The organism is Streptomyces sp. (assembly GCF_035645055.1).
GTDB lineage: Bacteria > Actinomycetota > Actinomycetes > Streptomycetales > Streptomycetaceae > Streptomyces.
This window is the reverse complement of record NZ_DASQNH010000031.1, coordinates 72,350-96,203: the sequence shown is the minus strand read 5'-3', so window position 1 is coordinate 96,203 and position 23,854 is coordinate 72,350. Positions and strand designations below refer to the sequence as shown.

Genomic DNA, 23,854 nt, shown 5'->3' with positions numbered 1-23,854 from the left:
GTGGCCCCGTGTCGTACGCAGGTCCGGAATTCGATCCTCCTCCCGCTCGCCGCCCACACCGCAGGCTGTTCGCCGTGGTGGGGGGCGCGCTGGCCGTCGGCGCGCTGGCCGGGTGGCTGGTGGTCGAGGGCGTAGGGGGCACGGGCGGCGGCGGTACGGCCGCCCCCTCGGCGGGCACCCCCGCCTCCGCCAGCCCCTCCGCCGCGCACCCCTCCGGCTCCCCGCCGGCCTCCGACGACCACGATCCGGGCCGTGACACGACGGCAGGCGCCGGCGCCGCCTCCGGTCCGCTCAAGGGCAAGGTCGTCGTCATCGACCCCGGGCACAACCCCGGCAATGTCCGGCACACCGCCGCGATCAACCGGCAGGTGGACATCGGGACGGGCCGCAAGGAGTGCGACACCACCGGGACGACCACCGATGACGGCTACGCCGAGGCGCAGTTCACCCTCGACGTCGCCCACCGGCTGCGCACCCTGCTCCGGGCGCAGGGCGCCACGGTGAAGCTGACCCAGGACGCCGACCGGCCGTTCGGGCCGTGCATCGACGAGCGGGCCCGGATCGGGAACGAGGCGGACGCGGACGCCGTGGTGTCGATCCACGCCGACGGGTCGGGCGCCGGGAACCGCGGGTTCCATGTGATCCTGCCGGGCGAGGTGCGGGCGGGGGCCGCCGACACCCGGGCCATCGTGGGCCCTTCGCGCGACCTGGGCGAGCGGATCGCCGGCAACTTCGTGCGGGTGACCGGCAGCGCGCCCTCCAACTATGTCGGCGACGGCACCGGACTCGTCACGCGCGAGGACCTCGGCGGTCTCAATCTGTCAACGGTTCCCAAGGTGTTCATCGAGTGCGGCAACATGCGCGATAGCAAGGACGCGGCGCTGCTGACCAGCGGCGCCTGGCGGCAGAAGGCGGCGCGAGGGATCTCTGCGGGAATCGTGAGTTTCCTGCGCGGGTAGTGCTCGGCGCGCTGATCCCGGCGGACAGCCCCGACAGGCGGACGATAGGGTCGTCCGTACGATGAGGGGCCACCCCCGCGCTTCACACCGGGGCCTGACGGCGACATGGTGACAGCGACGCCTCCACCGACGACGAGACGACTGACGAAGGACCTGAAGTGAATATCCGCTCCCTCACTAGAGGCGACGGCGTGGTGATCGGAGCAGCGGTATTGCTGTTCATCGCGTCGTTCCTCGACCTCTACTCGATCGACGGGATCCCGGACAGCTACGACCTCCCGAACCTCTGGGCGAGCGGGCCGGTCCTGCTCGGTGTCGTGCTCGCCGGTCTGATCGGTGCCGCGCTCGTCGTCGTGTCCCGGGGGCTGCCCACGCCGCGCAAGGTCGCGGGCCTGGACCTGGGCCAGCTCGGCGTGGCCTTCACGGTGTTCGCCGCGTGGAGCGCGCTGGGCAACATCTTCGACCCGGCGGGCGGCGCGAACAACGTCGGTGACACGAGCGACGGCCCGGACGCCGGCATCGGTCTCATCCTGGCGCTGATCGCCACGCTGATCATGGCCGCGGTCGCCGTGGCGACCCCGCTGGTCCCCGCCCTCAAGGCCGCTCTGGTCGGCGCCCCGCGCCCGGCCGCCCCGCAGCCGTACGGCGCCCAGCCGCAGGGCGGTTACGGCTACCCCGGCGGCCCGGGCGGCCCCGGTGCCCCGCAGCCGTCGTTCGGCGGCCAGCCGCAGCCGGGCCCGCAGCAGCAGCCGTACGGCGCCCAGCCGCAGCAGCCCCAGCAGGCGCAGGCCCCGCAGCAGCCGGCGGGCGACTTCTCCCCGTTCTGGTTCGCCGTTCCGGTGCCGCGCCCGCTGTTCGCGGAGGACGGTTCGCCGACGCCGATCGCCGAACTGGCGCCGGGCACCTGGTACCTGGCCGTCGAGCAGCGCGGCGCGACCCTGGTCGCCCAGACGCAGGACGGCCGCCGGGGTGTCCTCCAGGACACCAGCGGCATCCAGCGCGGCTGACGCCCCGCCGACTCCGTCACGGCCCCTCGCCCTTCGGGCGGGGGGCCGTCGCCGTACAGCCGTCCCCTCGGCCTGTCGGGGCCGGGGGTGGTGGAGGGCCGGCACCGGCTGCCGCGGGTCCTGCGCCGCGGGACCCCCGTGCGGATCGCCCTTGATGGCGCGCTCGGGCGGCGCCGTACGGGCCGTCCCGGACGCGGCGGTCCCTCGCCGAGCCGAGCCGAACTCCCGCCCCCTACAGGAAAATCGCCACGGGGTTCAAGGACAGCTCGCCCGTCTCGCTGTTCCAGGTCTGCACCTTGCCGAGGCAGCGGGCCTGGAACTCGCCGGTGAAGTACTCCGCGTTCTGGAAGCCCTCCCGGACGCCCGCCGCCTCGCAGGTGACGCGGACGTGGGCGGGGCGCGGGCCGTCGCCGTAGGGGGCGCGCAGCACGATGTCGCCGCTGTCGGAGCGGCGGGCGGTGAAGCGGCCGGTGACGGAGACGAACGCGGAGACGACGGCCACGGAGGTGAGCGGGACGCGGTCGCCGCGCTCGCGGAGGGTGCCGGCGAGGGCCCGGTTCGGCACGATCAGGCCGGTGGTGAGGTCCGCCTGGACGACCACGTCCTCCTTGCGCATGGTGTCCATGAGCAGGCGTATCACCGTGATCGGGGTGCTCTGCCGGATGTAGGCGGTGACGCGTTCCTTGGTGACGTCCCGGTTCGCCTTGCCGCCGCCCAGGCCGAACTTGGCGCGCAGGCCGAGGCCGCTGGTGACGTTGATCCGGTCGGCGACCTCCTGCTCCAGCGCGGCCGAGAAGCCGCCCTGCTGGTAGAGGTCCATCACCCGCTGCTCGTGCAGGAAGAAGCACATGCCGTGGACCGTGCGGCCGCCCTGGCGGCGTCTGCGGGGCCCGCCGAGGCGGATCAGGGCGTGGCGCAGCAGGACGGCCCAGCAGGCCGCCGTCGCCGCCCAGACGACCAGCCACGGCCACCACAGGGCCCACCACTCACTGTCGATGACACCCACGGATCTCCTTGAACGCGTCGGAAAGGGAGGAGAGCCCGGCGTCGACCATGCGGCCGCCGGTCGCCTCGGCGGCCCGCCGCAGGGCGTTCGGGTCGGCTTCTCCCAGGTGGACGGGGAAGGTGGGAACCGCCTCGGACTCGGGCGCGAGCGCCCGGTGGCGGCGCAGGAACTCCCGGTAGGTGAGGCCCGCGTTGTTCTCGCCGTCGGTCATCAGCACGATCGCGACGGGCCGGGCGGGCTCCTCGCGTACGGCGGCGGTGGCGATGCGGTAGCCCCGGTCGAGGGCGGACCAGAGGGCGGTCGCGTCGTCGTAACCGCCGTCGGCCACCGTCTCGTTGAGGTCGCGCAGGTCGGCGTCGCCGCGCACCGTCACCGTGCGCTCCTCCAGGACCCGGCCGCCGAACCGGACCACGGTCAGCCGTTCGCCGCGGTAGAAGCGGGCGAACTTGCCCGTGGCGGTCTCGTCGGCGCCGCTGAGCCCGGCGAAGGCGGCGCGCAGTCCGGCCATGCGGTCGCCGCGCATGGAGGTGGAGAAGTCGAGGACGAAGACGACCTGGTCGGCGGTGGAGTGGCCGGGGTCGCCGTAGTCGGTGATCAGCCGCTCGACGATGGAGAGGCGGTCGGGGAAGGAGAGCGCGTTGCCGACGGGGGTGCGCAGCCGCGCGGACGGTTCGACGTCCTGGTTGACCGGGCGGCGGTGGGTGCGCTCCATCAGGACGCGCTGGGTGTCCGCGGCGAGCAGCCAGTCGGTCACCTTCCGGTACGCCCGCCGCTGTCCGGGGTCGAGGAGCAGCAGCGGGAAGTCGGACAGGACCATGCCGTCGTCGGGGTGGACGATCTCCAGGGGGGCGCGCAGGGTGCCGGAGGCGTTGAGGGCGAGGAGTTCGGCCTCGTGGGCGATGAGCGCGTTGGTGTCGTCCTGCCGGGCGGGGTAGCGGCCGACGAGGTCGCGGGAGCTGGCGGCGGTGAGGCTCTGGCCGGAGCGGAAGCCGCGCAGCCGGTCGCAGGCGACGTCCTGTTCGCGCAGCGCGCTGCCGGTGCCGGCGGCGGCGGTGGCGACGCCGACGAGCGCGGCGCGGCCGGTGTCGCTGCGCCGCGGGTCCGCCATGCCGAACCGTACGGTGCCGTCGGCGGCGGCGTCGGCGATGTCGGCCCAGGAGATCCGGCCGCCGGGGGCGTCGGCGCGCAGCGCGCGGGCGGGGGCGGGGGCGAGGCCGACGACGACCGGGGAGCGCATGACCGGGGTGGACTCGGGGCGGGTGAGGTGGCCGTCGGAGTCCCGGACGCGCAGCAGGAAGGAGCGGTCGGAGGTGAGCCAGGCGAGGTCGTAGGCGGGGGTGCCGTCCCGGGCCGGGTGCTGGCCGTCGAGGTCGGCGCTGGCCCGGTAGTCGATGTCCAGCCGGACGCCGGTGTCGTCCTCCAGGTCGTCCAGCAGGGGTGCCACGTCGGCGAGTTCGGGGCTGGCGAGGACGCGCAGGGTGACCGGGTCGTCGTCGGACGTGCAGGCGGTGAGCGCGGTGCCGAGCAGGACGAGGCCGAGCACGGCCCGTACGGCGGCCCTCATGGTGTGTCCCGGACGGGCGGCGGGCAGTCGCCCACGTGGTCGATGATGTCCTCCAAAATCTCCAGGTCGGGTTCGTAGGCCTTGGTCCGGTCGCTGTTCTCCTTCGGCACCTGGATGGCGTGTTCGGCGAGGTAGGCGTTGAGCTGGTCGCTGGTGCCGTCGGCGCCGGAGAAGCGGACGCGGAAGCCGAGTTCGATGGCCCGGCGGCGCAGGTCCTCGTCCTCCTGGAGGATCTCGACGAGCCGGTCGCCCTGGTCGGTGAGGGAGATCAGCTGGGGTTCGGTGAGGGCGTAGGGGGTGGGGTAGAGCAGGACGCGGCGGGTGTCCTGTGCGCCGTTGCGCTCGTGGTGGTCGAGCTGGTGGGCCAGGTACTGGTGCTCGTAGAGGAGGGAGACCGGCGCGATGGACTCGCCCAGGTCGGAGAAGTAGCTCTCGGCCTGTTCGTCCGCCCACATGCCCTGGAGGTCGATGAGGGGTTTGATCTCGGCGGCGAGATGCTGGACGGCGTCGGCGGCGGGCCGGGTGTCGCCGCCGGCGCGGGTGCCGGGGGTGCGGTTTCCGTTGGCGACGAAGGCGAGGAGGCTGAGGTAGGTGCCGGCGGCGTTGGACTCGCAGACGTTGGAGGTGCGCACCAGGACCCGGCCGCTGTTGCTGCGGCCGTCGCGGCTGATGTCGTCGTAGCCGATGCCGTTCCAGGTGTCGGCGGTGCGGCCGGTGCCGTCCTTGGGGTTCTCGGGGTCGTCGACGCCGTCGAGGAGACGCATGAAGCGGACCATGTCGAGGTCGTAGTAGAGGGTGCCGCCCGGGGCGGGCTGCGGGGTGGCGGCCCCCGCCTCGACCAGGGTCTCGGCGTAGTCGCGGAAGGTGCCGAGGACCAGCGGGCTGACGAAGGGGCGGACCGAGCGCACCGAGCGGTCCTGGCGGTCCAGGACGAGTTTGGCGGCGGGCTGGCCGGAGGGGAAGACGACGTCCATGCCGCGCAGGGACTGGGTGGCGATGCCGCGGGAGCCGAGCCGGTGGATGTCGACACGTATGCCGTGCCGGAGTAACAGACGCTGTACTTCGGGGTCCTTGAAGTAGTCGGACTTGGAGGCCATGCGGGCCTCGATCGTGGTGATGTGCTCCAGGGGCCGCAGGGTGTTGCCCGACAGCAGCAAGGAGATCAGCCCCGCGACGGCGAACGGCAGCACGGCCAGGACGTGCCGGGGGACGCGGCGGCGGTCGGTGCGCCGGGTGGTGAGCCGCGGTTCCTCGATGGTGGGTGTTCTGTCGTCGGGTGTTCTGTCGTCGGACAACGGCCCTCCTGCCGCTCAGCACGGGGGCAGGATTATCGAGGACGGCGGCGTACGGCGGCCAGCGGAAGCACCAACTCCCGGCAAACTCGCACCAGATGGCCGCACACGGTTTCGAACCGGGCGGAGCGGCAACCCGGCGGGTATGTCCCCTCGATATCGCTCCACCCAGGCAGGCCGGGCCATCGCGATCGTGGCCGACATCATGGCCCTCATCCTGGGACTGTGGATCCTGATGTACCTGTTCGACGCCAACCGCGGCAACGACTTCGTGCAGTTCGTCCATGACGCGGCGCGCTGGCTGGCGGGCTGGTCACACGACCTGTTCACCTTCGACGCGGCATGGGCGCGGGTGGTCTGCGGCTACGGTCTCGCCGCCGTCGTCTACCTGTTCGTGGGCCATGGCATAGCGAACCGCATCTACCGCCACTGATCCCCGGCTGCGGGACCTCACGCCGTCAGGCCTCGCAGCACTCCGGGTCCTCCAGGCCCCTCGGCAGCAGGTCGCCGCCGAAGACCGCGCAGGTCGCCTCGTGCCCGCCGAGGGCGGCGACGGCGAGGACCAGGGAGCCGGCCGTCCAGGTGGTCAGCTCGCGGGGCCAGACGGCGTCGTCGTCGAAGACGTAGCCCGTCCAGTACAGGCCGGTCTCGGCGTCGCGCAGATGCTGGATCGACTTGAGGATCTCCAGCGCCCGGTCGGACTCGCCGGTCGCCCACAGGGCGAGGGCCAGTTCGGCGGATTCGCCGCCCGTCACCCACGGGTTCGGCACCACGCACCGCACGCCGAGGCCGGGCACGACGAACCGTTCCCAGCCCTCCTCCACCCGGGCCTTGGCCTCCGCGCCGGTCAGCGCGCCGCCCAGCACCGGGTAGTACCAGTCCATGGAGTAACGGTCCTTGTCCAGGAACCGCTCCGGGTGCCGGCGTATCGCGTGCCGCAGCATGCCCACGGCCAGCTCCCAGTCCGGCTGGGGCTCCTCGCGCTGCTCGGCGACGGCGAGCGCGCAGCGCAGCGCGTGGTGGATGGAGGAGCTGCCGGTGAGCAGCGCGTCGGTGAGGGGCGTGCCGTCGTCCTCGCGCTTCCAGCCGATCTGACCGCCGGGCTGCTGGAGCCGCAGCACGAACTCGACGGCCGCGTACACCACGGGCCACATGCGGTCCAGGAAGGTGTCGTCGCCGGTCGACAGGTAGTGGTGCCAGACCCCTACGGCGACGTAGGCGACGAAGTTGGTCTCGCGGCCGCGGTCGGTGACGGCGTCCGGGTCGCCGTCGGCGTACGCCGCGTACCAGGAGCCGTCCGCGTTCTGGTGCCGGGCCAGCCACAGGTACGCCCGTTCGGCGGCCTCGTGCTCGCCCGCCGCGTCCAGCGCCATCGCGGCCTCGACGTGGTCCCACGGGTCGAGGTGGTGCCCGCGGAACCACGGGATCGCCCCGTCCTCCCGCTGCACCGCGAGGATGCCGCGGACGGTCGCGGCGGCCTGCTCGGCGGTGAGCACCCCGGGCAGGACGAGGTGTTCGGTGCGGGGTGTGGTCACTTGGCGTCCACCCGGGGCAGGTGGGGCTTGGTCGCGTACACCACGAAGCTCTTGCCGATCAGCGGGTTCAGCGCCCGCTCGGCGACCCGGGTGGCCAGCGGCTTCTTCATGATGTCCCAGACCAGCAGCTTGTGGTACGCCCGCACCGGCAGCGCCTTGTCGTTGTCGACGCCGAACGCGCACTTCAGCCACCAGTACGGCGAGTGCAGCGCGTGGGCGTGGTGGCTGCCGTACGGCCTGAGCCCGGCCTCCTTGATCTTGCCGATCAGCTCGTCCGCGGTGTAGATGCGGATGTGGCCGCCCTCGACCTCGTGGTAGGCGTCGGACAGGGCCCAGCAGATCTTCTCCGGGCCGTAGCGCGGCACGGTGACCGCGATCCGCCCGCCCGGCCTGAGCACCCGCACCATCTCCGCGAGGACGCCCTTGTCGTCCGGGATGTGCTCCATCACCTCGGAGATGATCACGACGTCGAAGGACTCGTCGGGGAACGGCAGCGCGAGCGCGTCACCCTCCATCGCGGTCGCGGTCGCGCCCTCGGGGGCCTCCCCGGCCTCCTTCATCGCCGCGAACCACTTCGCGACCTCGCGGATCTCCTCGCCGTTCTGATCCAGCGCGACCACCTGCGCGCCGCGCCGGTAGCACTCGAACGCGTGCCGGCCGGCGCCGCAGCCGAGGTCCAGGACGCGGTCGCCCGGGGCGAGCGGGAACCGGGAGAAGTCGACGGTCAGCACGTGGCCCTGCTTTCGGGGTTGGATCCAGCTGTGACAACTTCGGAGGACGCGGACGTCCCGCCGGGGGCCGCGCAGGGGGCCGTGTCCGGCAGCCGGGACGCGGAGCCGTCCGTGTCCGCGAGCCGGGGCGTGGAGCGGGCCGTGGCCGTCGCGGAGCGGCGGGGGGCCTGGCCCGCGGCAGGGGCGACAGCCTCGCGGTAGTGGGCGACGGTGCCCTCGGCGGCGCGTGCCCAGGTGAATCTGGCCAGCACCCGCTCGCGCCCGGCGGAGCCCAGCCGCGCCCGCAGCTCGGGGTCCCCCAGCAGCCGTACCAGCGCGGCGGCCAGCGCGCCCGCGTCGCCCGGGGGCACCGCGAGGCACGTCTCGCCGTCCGCGCCCGCGACCTCGGGGATCGCCCCGCCCGTCGTCGCGACCAGCGGCGTCGCCGTCGCCATGGCCTCGGCGGCCGGCAGGGAGAAGCCCTCGTAGAGGGACGGCACGCACGCGACCTCCGCCGAGCGGACGAGGTCGACCAGTTCGGCGTCGGAGATGCCCTTGACGAACTCGACGGCGCCCTCCAGGCCGTACCGCGTGATCGCCTGCGCCACCGGTCCCTCGGTGGGCCGCTTGCCGACCACGACGAGATGGGCGCCCGGGTGCTCCGTACGGACCTTGGCGAGCGCCTCGACCAGGAACACCAGGCCCTTCAGCGGCACGTCCGCGCTGGAGGTGGTGACGATCCGCCCCGGCACGCGCGCCACCGACGGGTCGGGCGAGAAGAGATCGGTGTCGGCGCCGATGTGCACGACATGAACACGGTCCTGGCGTACGCCGAGATGGTCGACGATCTCCTGCCGCGAGGTGCCGGAGACGGTCAGCACGGACGGCAGCCGGCGCGCGACCCGCTTCTGCATCCGGGTGAACGCGTACCAGCGCCGCACCGAGTACCGGCGCTGCCAGCCCTCCGCCGCGTCCAGCTCCAGCTGCCGGTCGACGGTGATCGGGTGGTGGATGGTGGTGACCAGCGGGGCACCCACGTCGCCCAGCAGGCCGTAGCCGAGCGTCTGGTTGTCGTGCACCACGTCGAACTCGCCGCGCCGGGCGCGCAGATGGCGACGGGCACGCAGCGAGAAGGTCAGCGGCTCGGGAAAGCCGCCGGTCCACATCGTCGCCACTTCCAGGGCGTCGATCCAGTCCCGGTACTCGTCGCGCCGGGGGGTGCGGAAGGGGTCGGGCTGCCGGTAGAGATCGAGGCTGGGCAACTCGGTGAGGCGCAGGTTGTCGTATCCCTCGTCGAGGATCGGGTACGGCTGGGCGCCGATGACCTCGACGTGGTGACCGAGGCGGGCCAGTTCGCGGGAGAGGTGGCGGACGTAGACGCCCTGACCGCCGCAGAACGGGTTCCCCTTGTAGGTGAGGAGTGCGATGCGGAGCGGTCGCAAGCCGTCGGCGGCGAGGTCCCCGGGGGACCCGGCCTCCCTGGCCTCAGCGGTCACTCTGGGCCCCCTTCTCCCTGCACTGTCCCGCGAGATTATGCCGGGACGCTAACCTAGAACAAGTTTCAGACTTGATCGTTCAAGAGGCTCCGAATCTACCGGCAGGTAGCGGCGCTGTGAGAAGTGGATCAGGTGATTCACGCCACGGCCCCCACCGGTCGCGAACCCTGCCATGCTGTGTGATCGCACACCCTCACGGACTGTCACGGAACGGGACCCATGGAGAAGGTGGAAGCCGCCACCGCACACCCCGCCTCGCCCCTCACCGAGCGGCAGGAGGCCCGCCGGCGCCGCATCCTGCGCGCGAGCGCGCAGCTGGCCGGCCGGGGCGGGTTCGACGCGGTCCAGATGCGGGAGGTCGCCGAGTCCTCGCAGGTGGCACTCGGCACGCTGTACCGCTACTTCCCCTCCAAGATCCACCTCCTGGTCGCCACCATGCAGGACCAGCTGGAACACATGCACGGCACCCTCCGCAAGAAGCCCCCGGCGGGCGACACGGCCGCCGAACGCGTCGCGGAGACCCTGATGCGCGCCTTCCGCGCCCTCCAGCGCGAACCGCACCTCGCCGACGCCATGGTCCGCGCCCTCACCTTCGCCGACCGCAGCGTCAGCCCCGAGGTGGACCAGGTCTCCCGCCAGACCACCGCGATCATCCTCGACGCGATGGGCCGGGAACACCCCACCCCCGCCCAGCTCTCCGCCGTCCGCGTCATCGAACACACCTGGCACTCCGCCCTCATCACCTGGCTCTCCGGCCGGGCCTCCATCGCCCAGGTGAAGGTCGACATCGAGACGGTGTGCAGGCTGATCGACCTGACGGACCCGGACACCCCCCGATGACACGCCCTGCCTGGCGCGACCTCCTGGAGCACTGCGGCCTCCACGTCCTGGAGGACACGGCGGCGCACCACGGCCCTCCCGTCCTCTCCGCCATCCGCGCCGTCGCCGGTGTCGAGACCGAACCGACCGCCACGATCCCCCTGACGTCCCCCGACGCCACCGCCGAACCGGACCGCGCCTGGCACCTCCACGCCACGGACGCCACCCTCTACGACGCGGGCGGCGTCGGCGAGTTCCTCACCCTTCCGGCCGGCTCCGGAACCACCGGGACCGGCTGGGTCCACGTCCGCGACGCAACCCCGGCAGGACCGGCGGGTCCGATGGGATCGACGTAACGCACCACTCCGGGTGGCGCCCCGGACCGCCCGGTAAAGTGGCCGCGTCGTATCACACCCGTACGGGGGAAAGCCGGTGCAAATCCGGCGCTGACCCGCAACCGTGAGCCGTGGCCCGAGCAGGGAGCGGCGAGCCGGATCGCCCCGTGCGGACGTGGAACGGCTCAGCACCGTCGAGGTTTACGGAGCCGGGCCGCCCGGTCGTCTCCGGTGCTGCCCTGCTCCCCGCAGAGAGGGCATCCGCCGATCATGAACATCCGCCGCAGCGCCGCGGCCCTGGCCGCCGCCGCAGTGATCGGTGTCGCCGCGACCCCGGTCGCCCGGGCCGCCGACCCGTCCCCGTCCGCCACGCCGTCCGTGGCGGTCCCGTCCGGGCTGTACGGCTCGGGCGACCCGACCTACGACGGCGTGTGGCGGCAGTCGCTGGCGCTGCTCGCGCAGGACGCCGTGGGGGTGCGGCCCGCCGGGCAGGCCGTGGACTGGCTGACCGGGCAGCAGTGCGCGAACGGCGCGTTCGCCTCCTTCCGCGCGGACACCGCCACGGCGTGTGACGCCAAGACCATGCTCGACACCAACGCCACCTCCGCCGCGGTCCAGGCGCTCGCCGCGCTCGGCGGCCACGACGCGGTGACCGGCAAGGCGGTCGGCTGGCTGAAGTCCGTGCAGAACAAGGACGGCGGCTGGGGCTTCGGCGCCGGGTCGCCCAGCGACGCCAACTCCACGTCCATCGTGATCGGGGCTCTCGCCGCGGCCGGGGAGAAGCCCGCCGGGGTGAAGAAGGGCGGCAAGTCGCCGTACGACGCGCTGCTCGCCCTCGCCCTCCCCTGCGACGAGAAGGACGGCGGCGCCTTCGCCTACCAGCCGGACAAGAAGGGCGAGCTCGCCGCCAACGCGGACGCCACGGCCGCCGGTGTGCTGGGTGCGCTCGGCAAGGGCCTCGACGCCAGGGCGGGCGAGAAGGGCTCCCCGCCGAAGTGCGCCGACGCCAACTCTCCCGGGCAGGCCGCCGCCAACGGCGCCGCCTACCTCGCGGAGGCCCTCGCCGAGGACGGCCACCTCGTCTCCGCCCTCCCGGGCGCCGAGGACCAGCCCGACTTCGGCAACACCGCCGACGCGGTCGTCGCGCTCGCCGCGCAGGGCGGTGCCGAGCGGGCCGCGAAGCCGCTGAAGTGGCTGGAGGAGAACTCCGCCGGCTGGGCGAGGCAGAACGGCCCCGCCGCCTACGCCCAGCTGATCTTCGCCGCCCTCGCCACCGGCACCGAGCCGCGCGACTTCGGCGGCACCGACCTCGTCAGGCAGCTCAACGCCACCGGGCCGGCTCCCCAGGCCGCCGACAAGAACGAGAGCAAGCAGGACGACGCGGCCGACAAGGGCGGCGACGGCAGCGGCATGTGGTGGGTCATCGGCGCCCTGTTCGTCGGCGGTATCGGCATCGGCTTCCTGCTGAGCGGCCGCAAGAAGGGGCGGCAGGCGTGAGCGTCCGCCGTGCCGCGGCGGCCCTGCTGACGGCCGCGCTGTTCCTGTCGCTGGGCACGGGCCCGGCGCAGGCCGCCGGTTACCGCTACTGGTCGTTCTGGGACCGCGACGGCGACCGCTGGGCGTACGCCACCCAGGGCCCGGCCACCGCCCGGCCGTCCGACGGTGACGTCCAGGGCTTCCGGTTCGCGGTCAGCGCGAACTCGCAGGACGCCGCCGAGCCGCGCGGCGCGGCGGACTTCGACGTGATCTGCGCCCGTACGCCCGGGCGGGACGGCAGGAAGCGGGTGGCGCTGGTCCTCGACTTCGGTACGGCGGCGGACGCCCCGTCCGGGGAGACGCCGCCCGCCCGCCGGACGGCCTGCGCGAGCGTGGCCACGGACGCGACGACCGCGGAGGCGCTGGCCGCCGTCGCCAAGCCGCTGCGCTACGACACCAACGCGCTGCTGTGCGCCATCTCCGGCTATCCGGAGAAGGGGTGCGGGGAGCAGGTGAGCGGTGACAGCGAGGGGCAGGCCGAGGGAGACACTCCGAAGGAAGCGGCCGAGGACGGGGACGACCGTGGCCCCTCCCTCGGCCTCGTCGCGGGCGGCGCGGTGGTGGCGGTCCTCGGTGCGGCGGCGGTCTGGCAGACGCGACGACGCAGGCATGACTGACCCGTCGCTGCACCCGGGTGCCTGGTGGCTGTGGTCCCTCTCGCTGGGGATCGCGGCCACCCGCACCACCAACCCCCTCCTCCTCGCCCTCTTCATCGCGGTCTCGGCGTATGTCGTCGCGGCCCGCCGCCCGGACGCCCCGTGGGCCCGTTCCTACGGCGCGTTCCTCAAGCTGGGCCTCGCGGTGCTGCTGATCCGTCTGGTGTTCGCGGTGGTGTTCGGCTCGCCGATCCCCGGTACGCACACGCTCGTCACCCTCCCCGAGGTCCCGCTCCCGGCGTGGGCTCAGGGCATCCGCCTGGGGGGTGAGGTGACGGCGGAGGTGCTGGTGAGGGCGTTCTACGACGGTCTGAAGCTGGCCGCGCTGCTGATCTGCGTGGGTGCGGCGAACGCGCTGGCGAGTCCGTCCCGGCTGCTGAAGTCGCTGCCGGGGGCGCTGTACGAGCTGGGTGTCGCGGTGGTCGTGGCGCTCACCTTCGCGCCGAGCCTGATCGCGGACGTGCAGCGGCTGCGCGCGGCCCGTCGGCTGCGCGGGCGCCCGGACAAGGGGCTCAAGGGCCTGCTCCAGGTGGGTCTGCCGGTGCTGGAGGGCGCGCTGGAGCGTTCGGTGGCGCTCGCCGCCGCGATGGACTCACGGGGCTACGGCCGTACGGCCGAGGTCCCGCCCGCCGTCCGCCGTACGACCGCCGCGCTCACCCTGACCGGGCTGCTCGGGGTGTGTGCGGGGACGTACGGGCTGCTCACCGCGGACGGCGGCGCGTACGGCGTGCCCGTGCTGCTGGCCGGGGTCGGTGCCGCGCTGGCCGGGCTGTGGCTGGGCGGCCGCCGTTCGCCGCGCACCCGGTACCGCCCGGACCCGTGGGGTCCGCGCGCCTGGCTGGTCTCCGGGTCCGGTGCGGCGGTCGCCGCGGCCCTCTTCCTGGCCGCCTCGGCCGACCCGGCGGCCCTGCATCCGGGCGTCGTCCCGCTGACCGCCCCGAGTCTTCCCGTGTGGCCCGCCGCGGCCGTACTGCTCGGCCTGCTCCCGGCGTTCGTCACGGCGCCGCCGGACCATGAGAAGGAGCCGTCGTGATCCGTTTCGAAGACGTCTCCGTGACGTACGACGGGGCCTCGGAACCCACCGTCCGCGCCGTGGACTTCGAGGTCCCGGAGGGCGAACTGGTCCTGCTCGTCGGCCCGTCCGGTGTCGGCAAGTCGACGATCCTGAACGCCGTGAGCGGGCTGGTCCCGCACTTCACCGGCGGCACCCTGCGCGGCCGGGTCACGGTCGCGGGCCGCGACACCCGCACCCACAAGCCGCGCGAACTCGCGGACGTGGTCGGCACGGTGGGCCAGGATCCGCTGTCCCACTTCGTCACGGACACCGTCGAGGACGAACTCGTCTACGGCATGGAGTCGCTGGGCCTGCCGCCGGAGGTGATGCGCCGCCGGGTGGAGGAGACGCTGGACCTGCTGGGCCTGGCCGCCCTGCGGGACCGGCCGATCGCCACGCTCTCCGGCGGCCAGCAGCAGCGGGTGGCGATCGGCTCGGTGCTCACCCCGCACCCGAGCGTGCTGGTCCTCGACGAGCCGACCTCGGCCCTGGACCCGGCCGCCGCCGAGGAGGTCCTGGCCGTCCTCCAGCGGCTCGTCCACGACCTGGGGACGACCGTGCTGATGGCCGAGCACCGGCTGGAACGGGTCGTCCAGTACGCCGACCAGGTACTGCTCCTGCCCTCCCCCGGCGCCCCGCCCGTGCTCGGCGAACCCGCCGGGACGATGGCCGTGTCGCCGGTGTTCCCGCCGGTGGTGGACCTGGGCCGGCTGGCGGGCTGGTCCCCGCTCCCGCTGACGGTCCGCGACGCCCGCCGCCGGGCGACGGACCTGCGCGCACGCCTCCAGGGGAAGGACACGACCAGGGCTCCCGAAGCCACCGCCGCGACGACGGAGGCCGTCCGGGTCGTCCCGCCCGCCCCCCGCCGCTGGTTCCGCAAGCAGAAACCGGCCCCCGCCGTCCCCTCCTCCCCGTACGCCGCGGAGGTCCGCTCCCTCGCCGTCCGCCGCGGCCGGGTCCAGGCTCTGCGCCACGTCGACCTGACCGTCTCCCCGGGCGAGACCGTCGCCCTCATGGGCCGCAACGGCGCCGGGAAGTCCACCCTCCTCTCCTCCCTGGTCGGGCTGGTGGAACCGGCCTGCGGATCGGTCCGCGTCGGCGGCGCCGTCCCGCACCGCACCCCGCCCCGCGAGCTGGTCCGCCGGGTCGGCCTGGTCCCGCAGGAGCCCCGGGACCTGCTGTACGCCGACACGGTCGCAGCCGAGTGCGCGGCGGCCGACGAGGACGCGGGCGCCGCGCCGGGCACCTGCCGTGCCCTGGTGTCCGAGCTTCTGCCGGGCATCACGGACGACACGCACCCCCGTGATCTCTCCGAGGGCCAGCGGCTGACGCTCGCCCTGGCAGTGGTGCTGGCCGCCCGCCCGCCGCTGCTCCTGCTGGACGAGCCGACCCGGGGGCTGGACTACGCGGCGAAGTCGCGCCTGGTCACCCACCTGCGGGAGCTGGCGGCGGAGGGGCACGCGATCGTGCTGGCCACGCACGACGTGGAGCTGGCGGCCGAGATCGCGCACCGGGTGGTGCTGCTCGCCGAGGGCGAGGTGATCGCGGACGGCCCGACGGCCGACGTGGTGGTCTCCTCCCCGTCGTTCGCGCCCCAGGTGACGAAGATCCTCGCACCGCAGGAGTGGCTCACCGTCGCGCAGGTCAGGGAGGCGCTGGCATGACCCGGCAGGCCCGCCCCATCCGTCTCGGCCTCCGCTCGGTCATCGCCCTCGCCCTGACCAGCGCGATCGGCGCGGCCTCGCTGCTGTGGCCGTTCTTCGCCCCGCCCGCGGCGGCGGTGGCCGGACACAGCCAGGACGCCCCGTGGCTCTTCGCGGGCCTGCTGGTGCTGCTGGTCGCCGTGGTGGGCGCGGCGATCGCGGAGTCGGGGCTGGGCGCGAAGGCGGTGGCGATGCTCGGGGTGCTGGCGGCGGCGGGGGCCGCGCTGCGGCCGATCGGCGCGGGCACGGCGGGTATCGAGCCGATGTTCTTCCTGATGGTGCTGAGCGGCCGGGTCCTCGGGCCCGGCTTCGGCTTCGCCCTGGGTTCGCTGAGCATGTTCGCGTCCGCGCTGCTCACGGGGGGTGTGGGGCCGTGGATGCCGTTCCAGATGCTGTCGATGGGCTGGTTCACGATGGGGGCCGGGCTGCTGCCGGGCCCGCACCGGCTGCGCGGTCGCGCGGAACTGGCGCTGCTCGCCGGCTACGGCTTCCTGGCCGCGTTCGCGTACGGCCTGGTGATGAACGCGCAGGGCTGGCCCTTCCTCCCGCAGGACCTCGAGAACCCCACGGGCACGTCGAGCATCGCCCCGGACCCCACCGCGGGCACCGCGGCGAACTTCGCCCGCTTCCTCGCCTACTGCCTCGCCACCTCCCTCGGCTGGGACCTCGGCCGCGCCCTCCTGACGGTGGTCCTCACGTTCGCCCTCGGTCCTGCCGTCCTGAAGGCGCTGCGGCGGGCCACGCGACGTGCCGCCTTCGAGACCGGGGTCACATTCGAGGCCCTGGAAGGGGCTCCGGAGCGTGAAGCGGCCCACAGGGCGCAGGTCACATACGACGGGAAATAGTAGACAAATCGGACGCCATGTCCACGCCAATTGCGCGGCTGACCTGGGCATTGAGAGCCACGTCACACGAACGACCTTCATCGCGAATGCGACTACCACTAGTAAAGGGGGTCATTGCGGACCCCCTCCCGGCCTGCTTCTCTGGATGACGTCGCACGGCGCCGACGAGCCCACGGGCCTCGGCGCCGACGCATTGCCCCCGCCCCGCATCGCGTGGTTCCGGCATGCCGCGACACCCCAGTCCCCGAAGGAAAAGGTTCCACGTGTCTGTCGCCCGCATCGCCCGCCGCATCGCGTCCCCGAAGAAGGCCCTCACCACCGCCGCCGTGGCCGCCGCCGCCACCGGCATGGCGCTGACCGCCGCTCCGGCGCACGCCGCGACGACCGCTTCGCCGTCCGAGGCGAAGGCGATCGCGAAGCAGCTGATCCCGAGCGCCGCTCAGTACAACGCCTTCAGCAAGATCGTCGAGCACGAGAGCGGCTGGGACGTCGACGCCACGAACCCGTCCTCCGGCGCCTACGGCCTGGTCCAGGCCCTGCCCGGCAACAAGATGGCCGCCGCCGGCGCCGACTGGAAGACCAACGCCAAGACCCAGATCAAGTGGGGTCTGGACTACATGAACTCCCGCTACGGCAGCCCGGTCGGCGCCTGGAACTTCTGGCAGGCCAACGGCTGGTACTGAGCCGGACCTGCACCCCTCAAGCACGCCCGAGGGCGGCGGCCAATGATCCCCTGGCCGCCGCCCTCGGGCGTTTCCACGTCAGCCGCTCACCGCTGCGCGGCCCAGCCGACGAACTCCGAGAAAGCAACCGGGGCCAGTGTGAGCACGGACCCTTCCGGGTTTTTGGAGTCACGGACGGCTACGGCGGTGGGGAGGTCAGCGACCTCGACGCACTCGCCGCCCTGGTCACTGCTGTAGCTGGACTTACGCCACGCCAGGTCGCCGATCGGCGCGCACTCGATGCACTGGCCGCCCTGATCGCCGCTCTAACTGGCCTTACGCGACTGGATCCCCGCCGGAATCGAGTTGCTCGCCATAGCGTTCCTCCATCACCCGCCGCATCAACTCCGCCGAGTCCCTGAGTCTGGCCGACCAGCGACCCGGTGTAGGTGACGATCTCCCCGAGCTGCCGCCGTGTCAGCCCCGCCGCCTCTCTAGGCGACGCAACTCGGAGCCGTAGTAATCAAGCGGCGACGCACCCGGACCGAGAACATTGATGTGCACGCACGGCCCCTCTGTGACACTCGGTCAACTCCGCCCACACGGAAACCCGTTGCGTCCGATCGATGGCGCAGCGTAGCGACGCCACGTCAGCCTCGTACCGTGAACGTGGCATGTCCCGGACCGCCGCTGCACGGTCGTCCTGCTACGGCTGACCGCGGCGGTCCGGGTGGAGGTGACCGACGGCTCGGATCAGCTGCCGTCCTTTTCCAGTGACGCGTCGCCCGACTCCGAGACCGGCCGCGGGCTGGTGCTGCTGGACGCGGTGGCCGACAAATGGGGCGTGGACGCGGTGACCGGCGGCGGCAAGACCGTCTGGTTCGAGTGCGCGACGGCGGCCGACGCCCTCGGGCCCTGAAGGACGTACACGAGGCCGAAGCCGGCGAGGACGACGACCGCGCCGCCCACCGCGTCCAGCACCCAGTGGTTGCCGGTGGCGACGATGGCCATGACGGTGAACAGGGGGTGGAGGAGACCCAGGGCCTTCATCCAGAGCCTGGGGGCGACGAGGGCGATCACCAGTCCGCACCACAGGGACCAGCCGAAGTGCAGTGAGGGCATGGCGGCGTACTGGTTGGTGAGGGAGGTGAGCGTGCCGTAGTCGGGCTGGGAGAAGTCCTGGACGCCGTGGACGGTGTCGATGATGCCGAGGTCCGGCATCAGACGGGGCGGCGCGAGCGGGTAGAGCCAGAAGCCGATCAGGGCGAGGAGGGTGGTCAGGCCGAGGGTGGAGCGGGCCCAGCGGTAGTCGACGGGGCGGCGCCAGTAGAGGAGGCCGAGGACCGTCAGCGGGACGGCGAAGTGGAAGGACGTGTAGTAGAAGTCGAAGAAGCCGCGCAGCCAGCCGATCCCGACGACGGCGTGGTTGACGGCGTGCTCGATGTCGAGGTGCAGGACGCGCTCGATCGCCATGATCTGCTCGCCGTGGTGCTCGGCCCGCTCCCGGCCGCCGGAGATGGTGCCGCCGGTCGCCGCGAGCCGGACCTGTGAGTACGCGGCGTAGGTGACGCGGATGAGCAGCATCTCCAGCAGCAGGTTCGGGCGGGCCAGGACCCGGCGCAGGAACGGCAGCAGCGGGATGTGCCGGAAACGGGCCGGGACCGGGGCGGCGTACCGGGTGGGGATCGGCGAGCGGAAGTACGGCGAGGTGCGGGAGACGAAGGGGATCGCCGCGGCGGCGAGGACCGCCGCGAGGACCACCATGTTGTCCCGTAACGGGTGCAGGAACCCCATGTCCGGCAGCATCCATCTGGCCGGGACGGTCATCACGAGGATGACCGCGACCGGCCAGACCGGGCGGTCGGCGGCCCGCTTGCCGACCCGCCCGACGACCGCGAGCAGCACCCACAGGAGCTGGTGCTGCCAGGTGGTCGGGGAGATCGCGATCGCCGCGCAGCCGGTGACGGCGACGGCGAGCAGCAGCTGGCCGTCGCGCGCGTAGCGCACCGCGCGGCGCACACCGAGCACGGCGACGGCCGCGCCGAGGGTCAGGAACAGGCCGATCTCCAGCGGGCCGGTGAGGCCGAGGCGGAGCAGGGCGCCGTGCAGGGACTGGTTGGTGAGGTCGTCGGCCGGTCCGCCGAGGCCGGTGCCGGCCAGGTGGTGCACCCAGTAGGTGTACGAGTCGCGCGGCATGGTCGCCCAGGCCAGCGCCGTACCGGCGGCGAAGGCCGCGGCCAGGGAGGCGGCGGCGCGGCGGCGGCCGGTGAGCCAGAGGAGGGGTGCGAACAGCAGCACGGTGGGCTGGAGGGCGGCGGCGACGCCGATCAGGGCGCCGCCGGCCCGCTGGCCGCGCACGACGAAACAGCCGAGCAGGACGAGCAGGACCGGGATGATGCTGGTCTGGCCCAGCCAGAAGGCGTTGCGGACCGGCAGCGACAGCATGAGCAGGCTGATCGCGGCGGGCGCGGCGAACAGGGCCGTACGGCGGCTGACCGGCTGCGGGAGGGCGCGGGCGGCGACCAGGCCGAGGGCGACCACCAGCAGGAGGGTGCCGAAGGTCCAGCCCCAGCCGAGGGCCTGTTCCGCCGAACGGGTGAGAGGCTTGAGGACCAGGCCGCCGAAGGGGGTGCCGGTGAAGCGCGTCGAGTCGTAGAGCGAGCCCTCCACGTGCAGCACGCCGTCCGGGCCGACCCAGGTCTCCAGATCGGTCAGCCGATCGCCTCTGGGCGTGCCCAGGACCACCGCCAGCTGCCGTACCGCCAGGACCGCGGCGACCAGCCACAGGGCCGCCCGGGCAGCCCGCAGCCGGGCTCCGGTCACGCCGGCCGCCGTCGCTCCCGGGGCATCCGCAGATCGTCCACCGTGCTCCGCATTCGCCACGCCTCGTCGGCCTCCCGCCCCGTTCGCCCCACGTGCCCGATACGTGAGTCTGCCGGGCGAACCCTATGAGGCTCGCCCGGCCCCTCGGAAGAAGACGCAGGCCACCCCCGTTTCACCTGACGTCCGATCTGCTTTTGTCCGAAAGACGATATAAGGACGAGGGATCGGCTGCCCTTCGGGGACGGGCGCGGTCCCGGTTCCGGCGGGCCGTGGAGGCCTTCCGGCGGACGTGGAGGCGTCCCGGCGGGCCGTGGAGGTGTCCCGGCGGGCCGGATGGGAGAGGCTGAGCGCATGAGCGAGTCGCAGACCTGGGACACCGTCGACGAGTACTTCTCCGCCCGCCTCACCCCCGACGACGAGCCGCTGCGCGCGACCCTGCGCGACAGCCAGGCCGCCGGACTGCCGCAGATCAGCGTCACCGCGCCCCAGGGCGCGTTCCTCCGGCTGCTCGCCGAGATCCAGGGGGCGCGCAACATCCTGGAGATCGGCACCCTCGGCGGCTACAGCACCATCTGGCTCGCCCGCGCGCTGCCCGAGGACGGACGGCTGATCTCGCTGGAGTACGACCCCAGGCACGCCGAGGTCGCCACCCGCAACATCGCCCGCGCGGGCCTGGAGAAGGTCGTCGAGGTACGGGTCGGGGCCGCGCTGGAATCGCTGCCCCAGCTGGCCGACGAGAACCCGCCACCCTTCGACCTCGTCTTCATCGACGCGGACAAGGCCAACAACGCCCGCTACGTGGAATGGGCGCTGCGGCTCACCCGCGCGGGCAGCCTGATCATCGTCGACAACGTGGTGCGGGGCGGGCGGATCGCCGACGCGGACAGCGACGCGCCGGACGTCCAGGGCACCCGCGCGGCCCTCGATCTGATCGCCACCCACCCGAGGCTGAGCGGGACGGCGATCCAGACGGTGGGGACGAAGGGCTACGACGGCTTCGCGCTGGCGCGGGTGCTGGGCTAGGGACCGGGGCCCTTTGGTCACACCTCGTGGTAGAACCCGACATTCACGCTGCGCGGGGCGGTGCGATCCTGGATGACGACCTCACCGTTGCCACCGCGCGGCAGCGGGGCGGTGCCGCCGTACGCGAGCGGCTGCGCGTGGTCGCCGGCCGTCAGCCGCACCTCGGAGGACGGCTCGGGCTGGGAGCCGCGCAGCCAGGTCACCTGCCAGACGCCGTCCGGGCCGCACAGGAACTCCAGGTGCACCCTGGAGACGAACAGCCAGTCCTCCGGCGTCACCAGCCGGCACACGGACTGGTCGCGGCCCACCCGCAGCACGGCTCCCGGCTCGCTGGGCGTGTCAGCCATGAGCATGCCGGCCGTGGCGCCCGCATCCGCTCCGGAGACGGAGGCCATGGTCAGTTCGAGCACGTGCTGCTCCTTAACGTCCTGTAACACCCTTGTGCGGCCGACCGGTTGACCTGCCGCCGCCGCATGATAAATCGCCCGGCGCGGCGGCGTCCGGCACAATGGCGGCATGACCGAGCGAAAGCCACCCGGCGTGAGCTTCGAGTCCTGGACCGACAAACAGATCCGCGACGCCAAGGCGCGCGGGGAGTTCGAGGACCTGCCCGGCGCGGGGAAACCACTCCCCAGCGACATCGAGGCCGACTACGACGAACAGTGGTGGATCAAACGGAAACTGGCCCGCGAGGGCGTCTCCGTACTCCCGCCCGGCCTGGCCCTCCGCAAGGAAGCGGAGGACGCCCTGGTCGCAGCGGTCTCGGCCCCCTCGGAACGAATCGCCCGCAAGATCATCACCGATATCAACGTCAAGATCCGGGACATGATGTACAAGCCCCCGCCCGGCCCCCCACTCGGCCTGAAGCCGTACGACGTCGAGGACGTTCTGCGCCGGTGGCGGGATGGCCACGGGGAGGCGTGAGGCGGGGGCTGAACGCGGGCCGGGACCGGGCCGCAGGCGCGGCCGGGGCCGTGGCCGTGGCAGTGACCCGGTCAGCCGGGTCAGTGGTGGAGGAGGCGGTCGGCCAGTTCCCGGTAGTCGCGGAGTGCCAGCCGCAGTTGCTCGGTGTCGGTCGTCGGCGAGGTGGACTCGTCGGTCGCCTCCCAGGACCGGCGCAGGGTGCGGCGCCGCTGGGCCATCGCCTCGGTGAACCGGGCGGCGATCTCCTCCATCACGTGATCGGCCTCTTCCACGGCCGCCCGCGGCCCGTCGACGAACCCGGCCACCGCGTGCCGCATCCGCTCCGACAGCTTGTCCGCCTCACTGTGCGGCAGCAGCGGCGCCAGATGCGACGCCTTGTCGGCGCGGGCCCGGCCCGACTCGACCCCGGTGAAGTCCGGGGCCTGCGCGGTTCCGCCCTCGCCACCGGGCGCGCTGTCGGCCCAGGGGGCGCCATTGCCGGGGGGCTGGGTGCCGAGGGGCTGGACGACGGGGGTCCGGGTGACGCCGGGGTCCTGGCCGCCCGGGGGCTGGAGGCCGGGGGGATGGGCGCCGGGGGACTGGGCTTCAGCGGGCGGGGTCCCGTCGCCGGGAACCTGGCCGTCCGACGCCGTACCGCCCGAGGGCCGACCGTCCGAAGACCGGCCACCCGCCGCCTGCGGGGCACGGCCGCCGGGGGCGGGACCGCCTGACGGCTGGGCGTCCGGGGGCTGCGGTGCGGCACCGGCCGCGCCCGGGACGGGACCGGATGTTCCGGGGACCCCGCCTGCCGCGCCCGGGACGGGGCCGGGGGTTCCGGCCAGCCCGCCTCCGGGGCCGGAGGTCCCGGGAATTCCCCCCGCCGCGCCCGGGGCGGGGTGGGAGGCCCCGGTGGTTGCGCCTGCGGAGCCCCGGGACGGGACCGCCGGTCCGGGGGTCCCGCCGGTCGTGCCCGGCACCGGGCCCGACGCCCCGGGGGCGCCACCTGCCGCGCCGGGGATGCGGCCGCCCGGGGCGGGGCGCATGGCCTCGTCACCCGGGGCCGGGCGCACGGTCTCCTCGCCCGGGGTGGGGTGCTGGGCGCCGGACGGGGGCGGAGCCTCGCCGCCTCCGCGCCGCCTCGGCTCGTCCTCGCTGTGCCGTGGCATCTCGGTCATGTCACTCAACTCCCCTTGGCGTGATGCCTGGTGAAGCCCCACGGCAGGTGGGCGCGGTCACGGCGGGCGTGGGACGGCGGGCGCCGGTCGCCGGTGTCGTGGCGGGCGGGCGCGACCAGGTCCTCGAACAGGGCGCGGGCCTCGACCATCGCCTCGCGCATCTCCTCCGTGGCGGCCTGCCGCGGCTGCCCGTCGGCTCCGCCGTCCGCGCGGGCTATGCGGTGGACGCGCCGGTAGCCGTGCACATGGTCCGCGTGGTGCACGGACAGCGCGGCGAGCTGCTCCTCGTAGTGCCCGCCGTCGGGGAAGCCCCGCACTCCGGCGAGTTCGGCGAGCAGCCGGTCCGCCTCGGTCACCGCGTCGCGCGGCGAGTCGACGAACCGCTCCTGCGCCAGCTGCCAGCGCTGCTCGTACTCCCGGCGAAGCTCCGGCTCCAGCGGCCGTTCGCGCAGGTCGCCGTGGCGTTCGAGACGCTCGGTCAGTTCCCGCTCGGCGGCCTTGGTGTCTCCGTCGTACCGGGCGACGGCCCGCTCGTACTCGGGCCCGAAGCGCCGCTTCAGGTCGCGTCCGCCGGTCGCTCCCCGGCGCCGACGCATCAGCAAGGCGGCGCCGATGACGACGACCACCCCGATCACGATCAACGCAACGATCAAGCCTGTCGACATGTGGTTGCCCTCCGGGTTCTCGGAACGCTGACCGGGTTGCCGCAGTGCCCCGCCCCAAACGACAGCGGCCCGCGCGGGGACCCGCT

24 protein-coding genes, 1 pseudogene and 1 riboswitch are annotated in these 23,854 nt (G+C 73.4%); of the genes and pseudogenes, 13 read left to right on the top strand and 12 right to left on the bottom strand.

Translation table 11 applies throughout. The annotated features are described in order from the left end of the window. Positions 1 to 8: 8 nt before the first annotated feature. Both VE614_RS10130 and VE614_RS10125 read left to right on the top strand, forming a co-directional pair. Positions 9 to 959 (top strand): N-acetylmuramoyl-L-alanine amidase, encoded by a 951-nt coding sequence (locus tag VE614_RS10130; protein ID WP_324934890.1) that lies wholly within the window; start codon positions 9 to 11, stop codon positions 957 to 959. A gap of 158 nt (positions 960 to 1,117) precedes the next feature. Next, complete coding sequence (locus VE614_RS10125; protein ID WP_324934888.1) at positions 1,118 to 1,966, top strand: hypothetical protein; 849 nt, start codon at positions 1,118 to 1,120, stop codon at positions 1,964 to 1,966. 232 nt (positions 1,967 to 2,198) lie between these two features. Here the strand turns inward: VE614_RS10125 and VE614_RS10120 are convergent, their stop codons facing one another. Genes VE614_RS10120 through VE614_RS10110 form a run of 3 tightly spaced genes read right to left on the bottom strand, consistent with a single transcriptional unit; the run spans position 2,199 to position 5,831 of the window. Continuing rightward, positions 2,199 to 2,972 (bottom strand): hypothetical protein, encoded by a 774-nt coding sequence (locus VE614_RS10120; protein WP_324934886.1) that lies wholly within the window; start codon positions 2,970 to 2,972, stop codon positions 2,199 to 2,201. Next, positions 2,953 to 4,536 carry a VWA domain-containing protein gene (locus VE614_RS10115; protein ID WP_324934884.1) on the bottom strand — a complete coding sequence of 528 codons (1,584 nt, stop codon included), beginning with the start codon at positions 4,534 to 4,536 and terminating at the stop codon, positions 2,953 to 2,955. Before VE614_RS10115 ends, VE614_RS10120 begins: the two co-directional genes overlap by 20 nt. Further along, positions 4,533 to 5,831: a hypothetical protein gene (locus tag VE614_RS10110; protein ID WP_324934882.1), complete on the bottom strand. Its 1,299-nt coding sequence runs from the start codon at positions 5,829 to 5,831 to the stop codon at positions 4,533 to 4,535. Before VE614_RS10110 ends, VE614_RS10115 begins: the two co-directional genes overlap by 4 nt. A gap of 142 nt (positions 5,832 to 5,973) precedes the next feature. Between VE614_RS10110 and VE614_RS10105 the strand changes: the two genes are divergently transcribed. Beyond that, positions 5,974 to 6,261, top strand: a complete 288-nt coding sequence (locus VE614_RS10105) for a hypothetical protein (protein ID WP_324934880.1) — start codon at positions 5,974 to 5,976, stop codon at positions 6,259 to 6,261. 25 nt (positions 6,262 to 6,286) lie between these two features. Here VE614_RS10105 and VE614_RS10100 read toward each other — a convergent pair whose 3' ends face one another. From VE614_RS10100 to VE614_RS10090, 3 genes are read right to left on the bottom strand one after another with little or no spacing between them, the layout of a single operon-like run. Next, positions 6,287 to 7,363: a prenyltransferase/squalene oxidase repeat-containing protein gene (locus VE614_RS10100; RefSeq protein WP_324934878.1), complete on the bottom strand. Its 1,077-nt coding sequence runs from the start codon at positions 7,361 to 7,363 to the stop codon at positions 6,287 to 6,289. Continuing rightward, positions 7,360 to 8,094, bottom strand: coding sequence for a class I SAM-dependent methyltransferase (locus tag VE614_RS10095; protein ID WP_324934876.1), 735 nt, complete (start codon positions 8,092 to 8,094; stop codon positions 7,360 to 7,362). The genes VE614_RS10100 and VE614_RS10095 overlap by 4 nt, the downstream gene beginning before the upstream one ends. After that, positions 8,088 to 9,569 (bottom strand): glycosyltransferase family 4 protein, encoded by a 1,482-nt coding sequence (locus VE614_RS10090; protein WP_324934875.1) that lies wholly within the window; start codon positions 9,567 to 9,569, stop codon positions 8,088 to 8,090. Before VE614_RS10090 ends, VE614_RS10095 begins: the two co-directional genes overlap by 7 nt. Positions 9,570 to 9,788: 219 nt before the next feature. Here VE614_RS10090 and VE614_RS10085 point away from each other — a divergent pair, with 219 nt between their 5' ends. The 8 genes from VE614_RS10085 (at position 9,789) to VE614_RS10050 (ending at position 17,200) form a co-directional block, all read left to right on the top strand. Next, a complete protein-coding gene (locus VE614_RS10085; protein WP_324934873.1) occupies positions 9,789 to 10,409 on the top strand; it encodes a TetR family transcriptional regulator in 621 nt (206 codons plus the stop codon). Continuing rightward, complete coding sequence (locus VE614_RS10080) at positions 10,406 to 10,744, top strand: hypothetical protein (protein ID WP_324934871.1); 339 nt, start codon at positions 10,406 to 10,408, stop codon at positions 10,742 to 10,744. The genes VE614_RS10085 and VE614_RS10080 overlap by 4 nt, the downstream gene beginning before the upstream one ends. A gap of 72 nt (positions 10,745 to 10,816) precedes the next feature. Next, positions 10,817 to 10,871: riboswitch (cobalamin riboswitch) on the top strand. Between the two features lie 122 nt (positions 10,872 to 10,993). Next, complete coding sequence (locus tag VE614_RS10075) at positions 10,994 to 12,220, top strand: prenyltransferase/squalene oxidase repeat-containing protein (protein WP_324934869.1); 1,227 nt, start codon at positions 10,994 to 10,996, stop codon at positions 12,218 to 12,220. Then, entirely contained in the window at positions 12,217 to 12,876 is a 660-nt protein-coding gene (locus tag VE614_RS10070) for an SCO2322 family protein (protein ID WP_324934867.1), read from the top strand. The genes VE614_RS10075 and VE614_RS10070 overlap by 4 nt, the downstream gene beginning before the upstream one ends. Continuing rightward, positions 12,869 to 13,948, top strand: a complete 1,080-nt coding sequence (locus tag VE614_RS10065) for an energy-coupling factor transporter transmembrane component T (protein WP_324934865.1) — start codon at positions 12,869 to 12,871, stop codon at positions 13,946 to 13,948. Before VE614_RS10070 ends, VE614_RS10065 begins: the two co-directional genes overlap by 8 nt. Continuing rightward, positions 13,945 to 15,633, top strand: coding sequence for an ABC transporter ATP-binding protein (locus tag VE614_RS10060; protein ID WP_324934863.1), 1,689 nt, complete (start codon positions 13,945 to 13,947; stop codon positions 15,631 to 15,633). Before VE614_RS10065 ends, VE614_RS10060 begins: the two co-directional genes overlap by 4 nt. Then, on the top strand, positions 15,630 to 16,517 hold the full coding sequence (locus tag VE614_RS10055) for an ECF transporter S component (RefSeq protein ID WP_324934861.1): 888 nt from the start codon (positions 15,630 to 15,632) through the stop codon (positions 16,515 to 16,517). The genes VE614_RS10060 and VE614_RS10055 overlap by 4 nt, the downstream gene beginning before the upstream one ends. 263 nt (positions 16,518 to 16,780) lie before the next feature. After that, entirely contained in the window at positions 16,781 to 17,200 is a 420-nt protein-coding gene (locus tag VE614_RS10050; RefSeq protein ID WP_324934859.1) for a transglycosylase SLT domain-containing protein, read from the top strand. Positions 17,201 to 17,286: 86 nt separating this feature from the next. On the opposite strand, the gene VE614_RS10045 is transcribed toward VE614_RS10050, so the two are convergent. From VE614_RS10045 to VE614_RS10035, 3 genes and pseudogenes are all read right to left on the bottom strand, one after another. Next, complete coding sequence (locus VE614_RS10045; protein ID WP_324935096.1) at positions 17,287 to 17,457, bottom strand: DUF397 domain-containing protein; 171 nt, start codon at positions 17,455 to 17,457, stop codon at positions 17,287 to 17,289. Positions 17,458 to 17,597: 140 nt separating this feature from the next. Continuing rightward, positions 17,598 to 17,743 (bottom strand): annotated as a pseudogene (locus VE614_RS10040) (XRE family transcriptional regulator); the annotation flags it as partial. Positions 17,744 to 17,932: 189 nt separating this feature from the next. Further along, the gene (locus tag VE614_RS10035) at positions 17,933 to 20,062 is read right to left on the bottom strand and encodes a bifunctional glycosyltransferase 87/phosphatase PAP2 family protein (RefSeq protein WP_324934857.1); all 2,130 of its coding nucleotides are present in this window, start codon (positions 20,060 to 20,062) and stop codon (positions 17,933 to 17,935) included. Positions 20,063 to 20,353: 291 nt separating this feature from the next. Here VE614_RS10035 and VE614_RS10030 point away from each other — a divergent pair, with 291 nt between their 5' ends. Next, positions 20,354 to 21,025, top strand: a complete 672-nt coding sequence (locus VE614_RS10030) for an O-methyltransferase (RefSeq protein WP_324934855.1) — start codon at positions 20,354 to 20,356, stop codon at positions 21,023 to 21,025. Positions 21,026 to 21,042: 17 nt separating this feature from the next. Here the strand turns inward: VE614_RS10030 and VE614_RS10025 are convergent, their stop codons facing one another. Continuing rightward, a complete protein-coding gene (locus VE614_RS10025) occupies positions 21,043 to 21,435 on the bottom strand; it encodes a hypothetical protein (protein WP_324934853.1) in 393 nt (130 codons plus the stop codon). A 106-nt stretch (positions 21,436 to 21,541) separates the two neighbouring features. Here VE614_RS10025 and VE614_RS10020 point away from each other — a divergent pair, with 106 nt between their 5' ends. Further along, the gene (locus VE614_RS10020) at positions 21,542 to 21,949 is read left to right on the top strand and encodes a DUF1992 domain-containing protein (RefSeq protein WP_324934851.1); all 408 of its coding nucleotides are present in this window, start codon (positions 21,542 to 21,544) and stop codon (positions 21,947 to 21,949) included. Between the two features lie 80 nt (positions 21,950 to 22,029). Here the strand turns inward: VE614_RS10020 and VE614_RS33715 are convergent, their stop codons facing one another. Both VE614_RS33715 and VE614_RS10010 read right to left on the bottom strand, forming a co-directional pair. Further along, entirely contained in the window at positions 22,030 to 23,103 is a 1,074-nt protein-coding gene (locus VE614_RS33715) for a hypothetical protein (RefSeq protein ID WP_414719552.1), read from the bottom strand. Positions 23,104 to 23,108: 5 nt separating this feature from the next. Then, positions 23,109 to 23,768 carry a hypothetical protein gene (locus VE614_RS10010; protein WP_324934849.1) on the bottom strand — a complete coding sequence of 220 codons (660 nt, stop codon included), beginning with the start codon at positions 23,766 to 23,768 and terminating at the stop codon, positions 23,109 to 23,111. Positions 23,769 to 23,854: the final 86 nt, after the last annotated feature.

Bases quoted from the DNA above. Each gene is read 5' to 3' on its own strand.
- VE614_RS10115 (WP_324934884.1), bottom strand. From the start codon at position 4,536: ATGAGGGCCGCCGTACGGGCCGTGCTCGGCCTCGTCCTGCTCGGCACC.
- VE614_RS10105 (WP_324934880.1), top strand. From the start codon at position 5,974: ATGTCCCCTCGATATCGCTCCACCCAGGCAGGCCGGGCCATCGCGATC.
- VE614_RS10085 (WP_324934873.1), top strand. From the start codon at position 9,789: ATGGAGAAGGTGGAAGCCGCCACCGCACACCCCGCCTCGCCCCTCACC.
- VE614_RS10080 (WP_324934871.1), top strand. From the start codon at position 10,406: ATGACACGCCCTGCCTGGCGCGACCTCCTGGAGCACTGCGGCCTCCAC.
- VE614_RS10075 (WP_324934869.1), top strand. From the start codon at position 10,994: ATGAACATCCGCCGCAGCGCCGCGGCCCTGGCCGCCGCCGCAGTGATC.
- VE614_RS10065 (WP_324934865.1), top strand. From the start codon at position 12,869: ATGACTGACCCGTCGCTGCACCCGGGTGCCTGGTGGCTGTGGTCCCTC.
- VE614_RS10055 (WP_324934861.1), top strand. From the start codon at position 15,630: ATGACCCGGCAGGCCCGCCCCATCCGTCTCGGCCTCCGCTCGGTCATC.
- VE614_RS10030 (WP_324934855.1), top strand. From the start codon at position 20,354: ATGAGCGAGTCGCAGACCTGGGACACCGTCGACGAGTACTTCTCCGCC.
- VE614_RS10020 (WP_324934851.1), top strand. From the start codon at position 21,542: ATGACCGAGCGAAAGCCACCCGGCGTGAGCTTCGAGTCCTGGACCGAC.
- VE614_RS33715 (WP_414719552.1), bottom strand. From the start codon at position 23,103: ATGACCGAGATGCCACGGCACAGCGAGGACGAGCCGAGGCGGCGCGGA.
- VE614_RS10010 (WP_324934849.1), bottom strand. From the start codon at position 23,768: ATGTCGACAGGCTTGATCGTTGCGTTGATCGTGATCGGGGTGGTCGTC.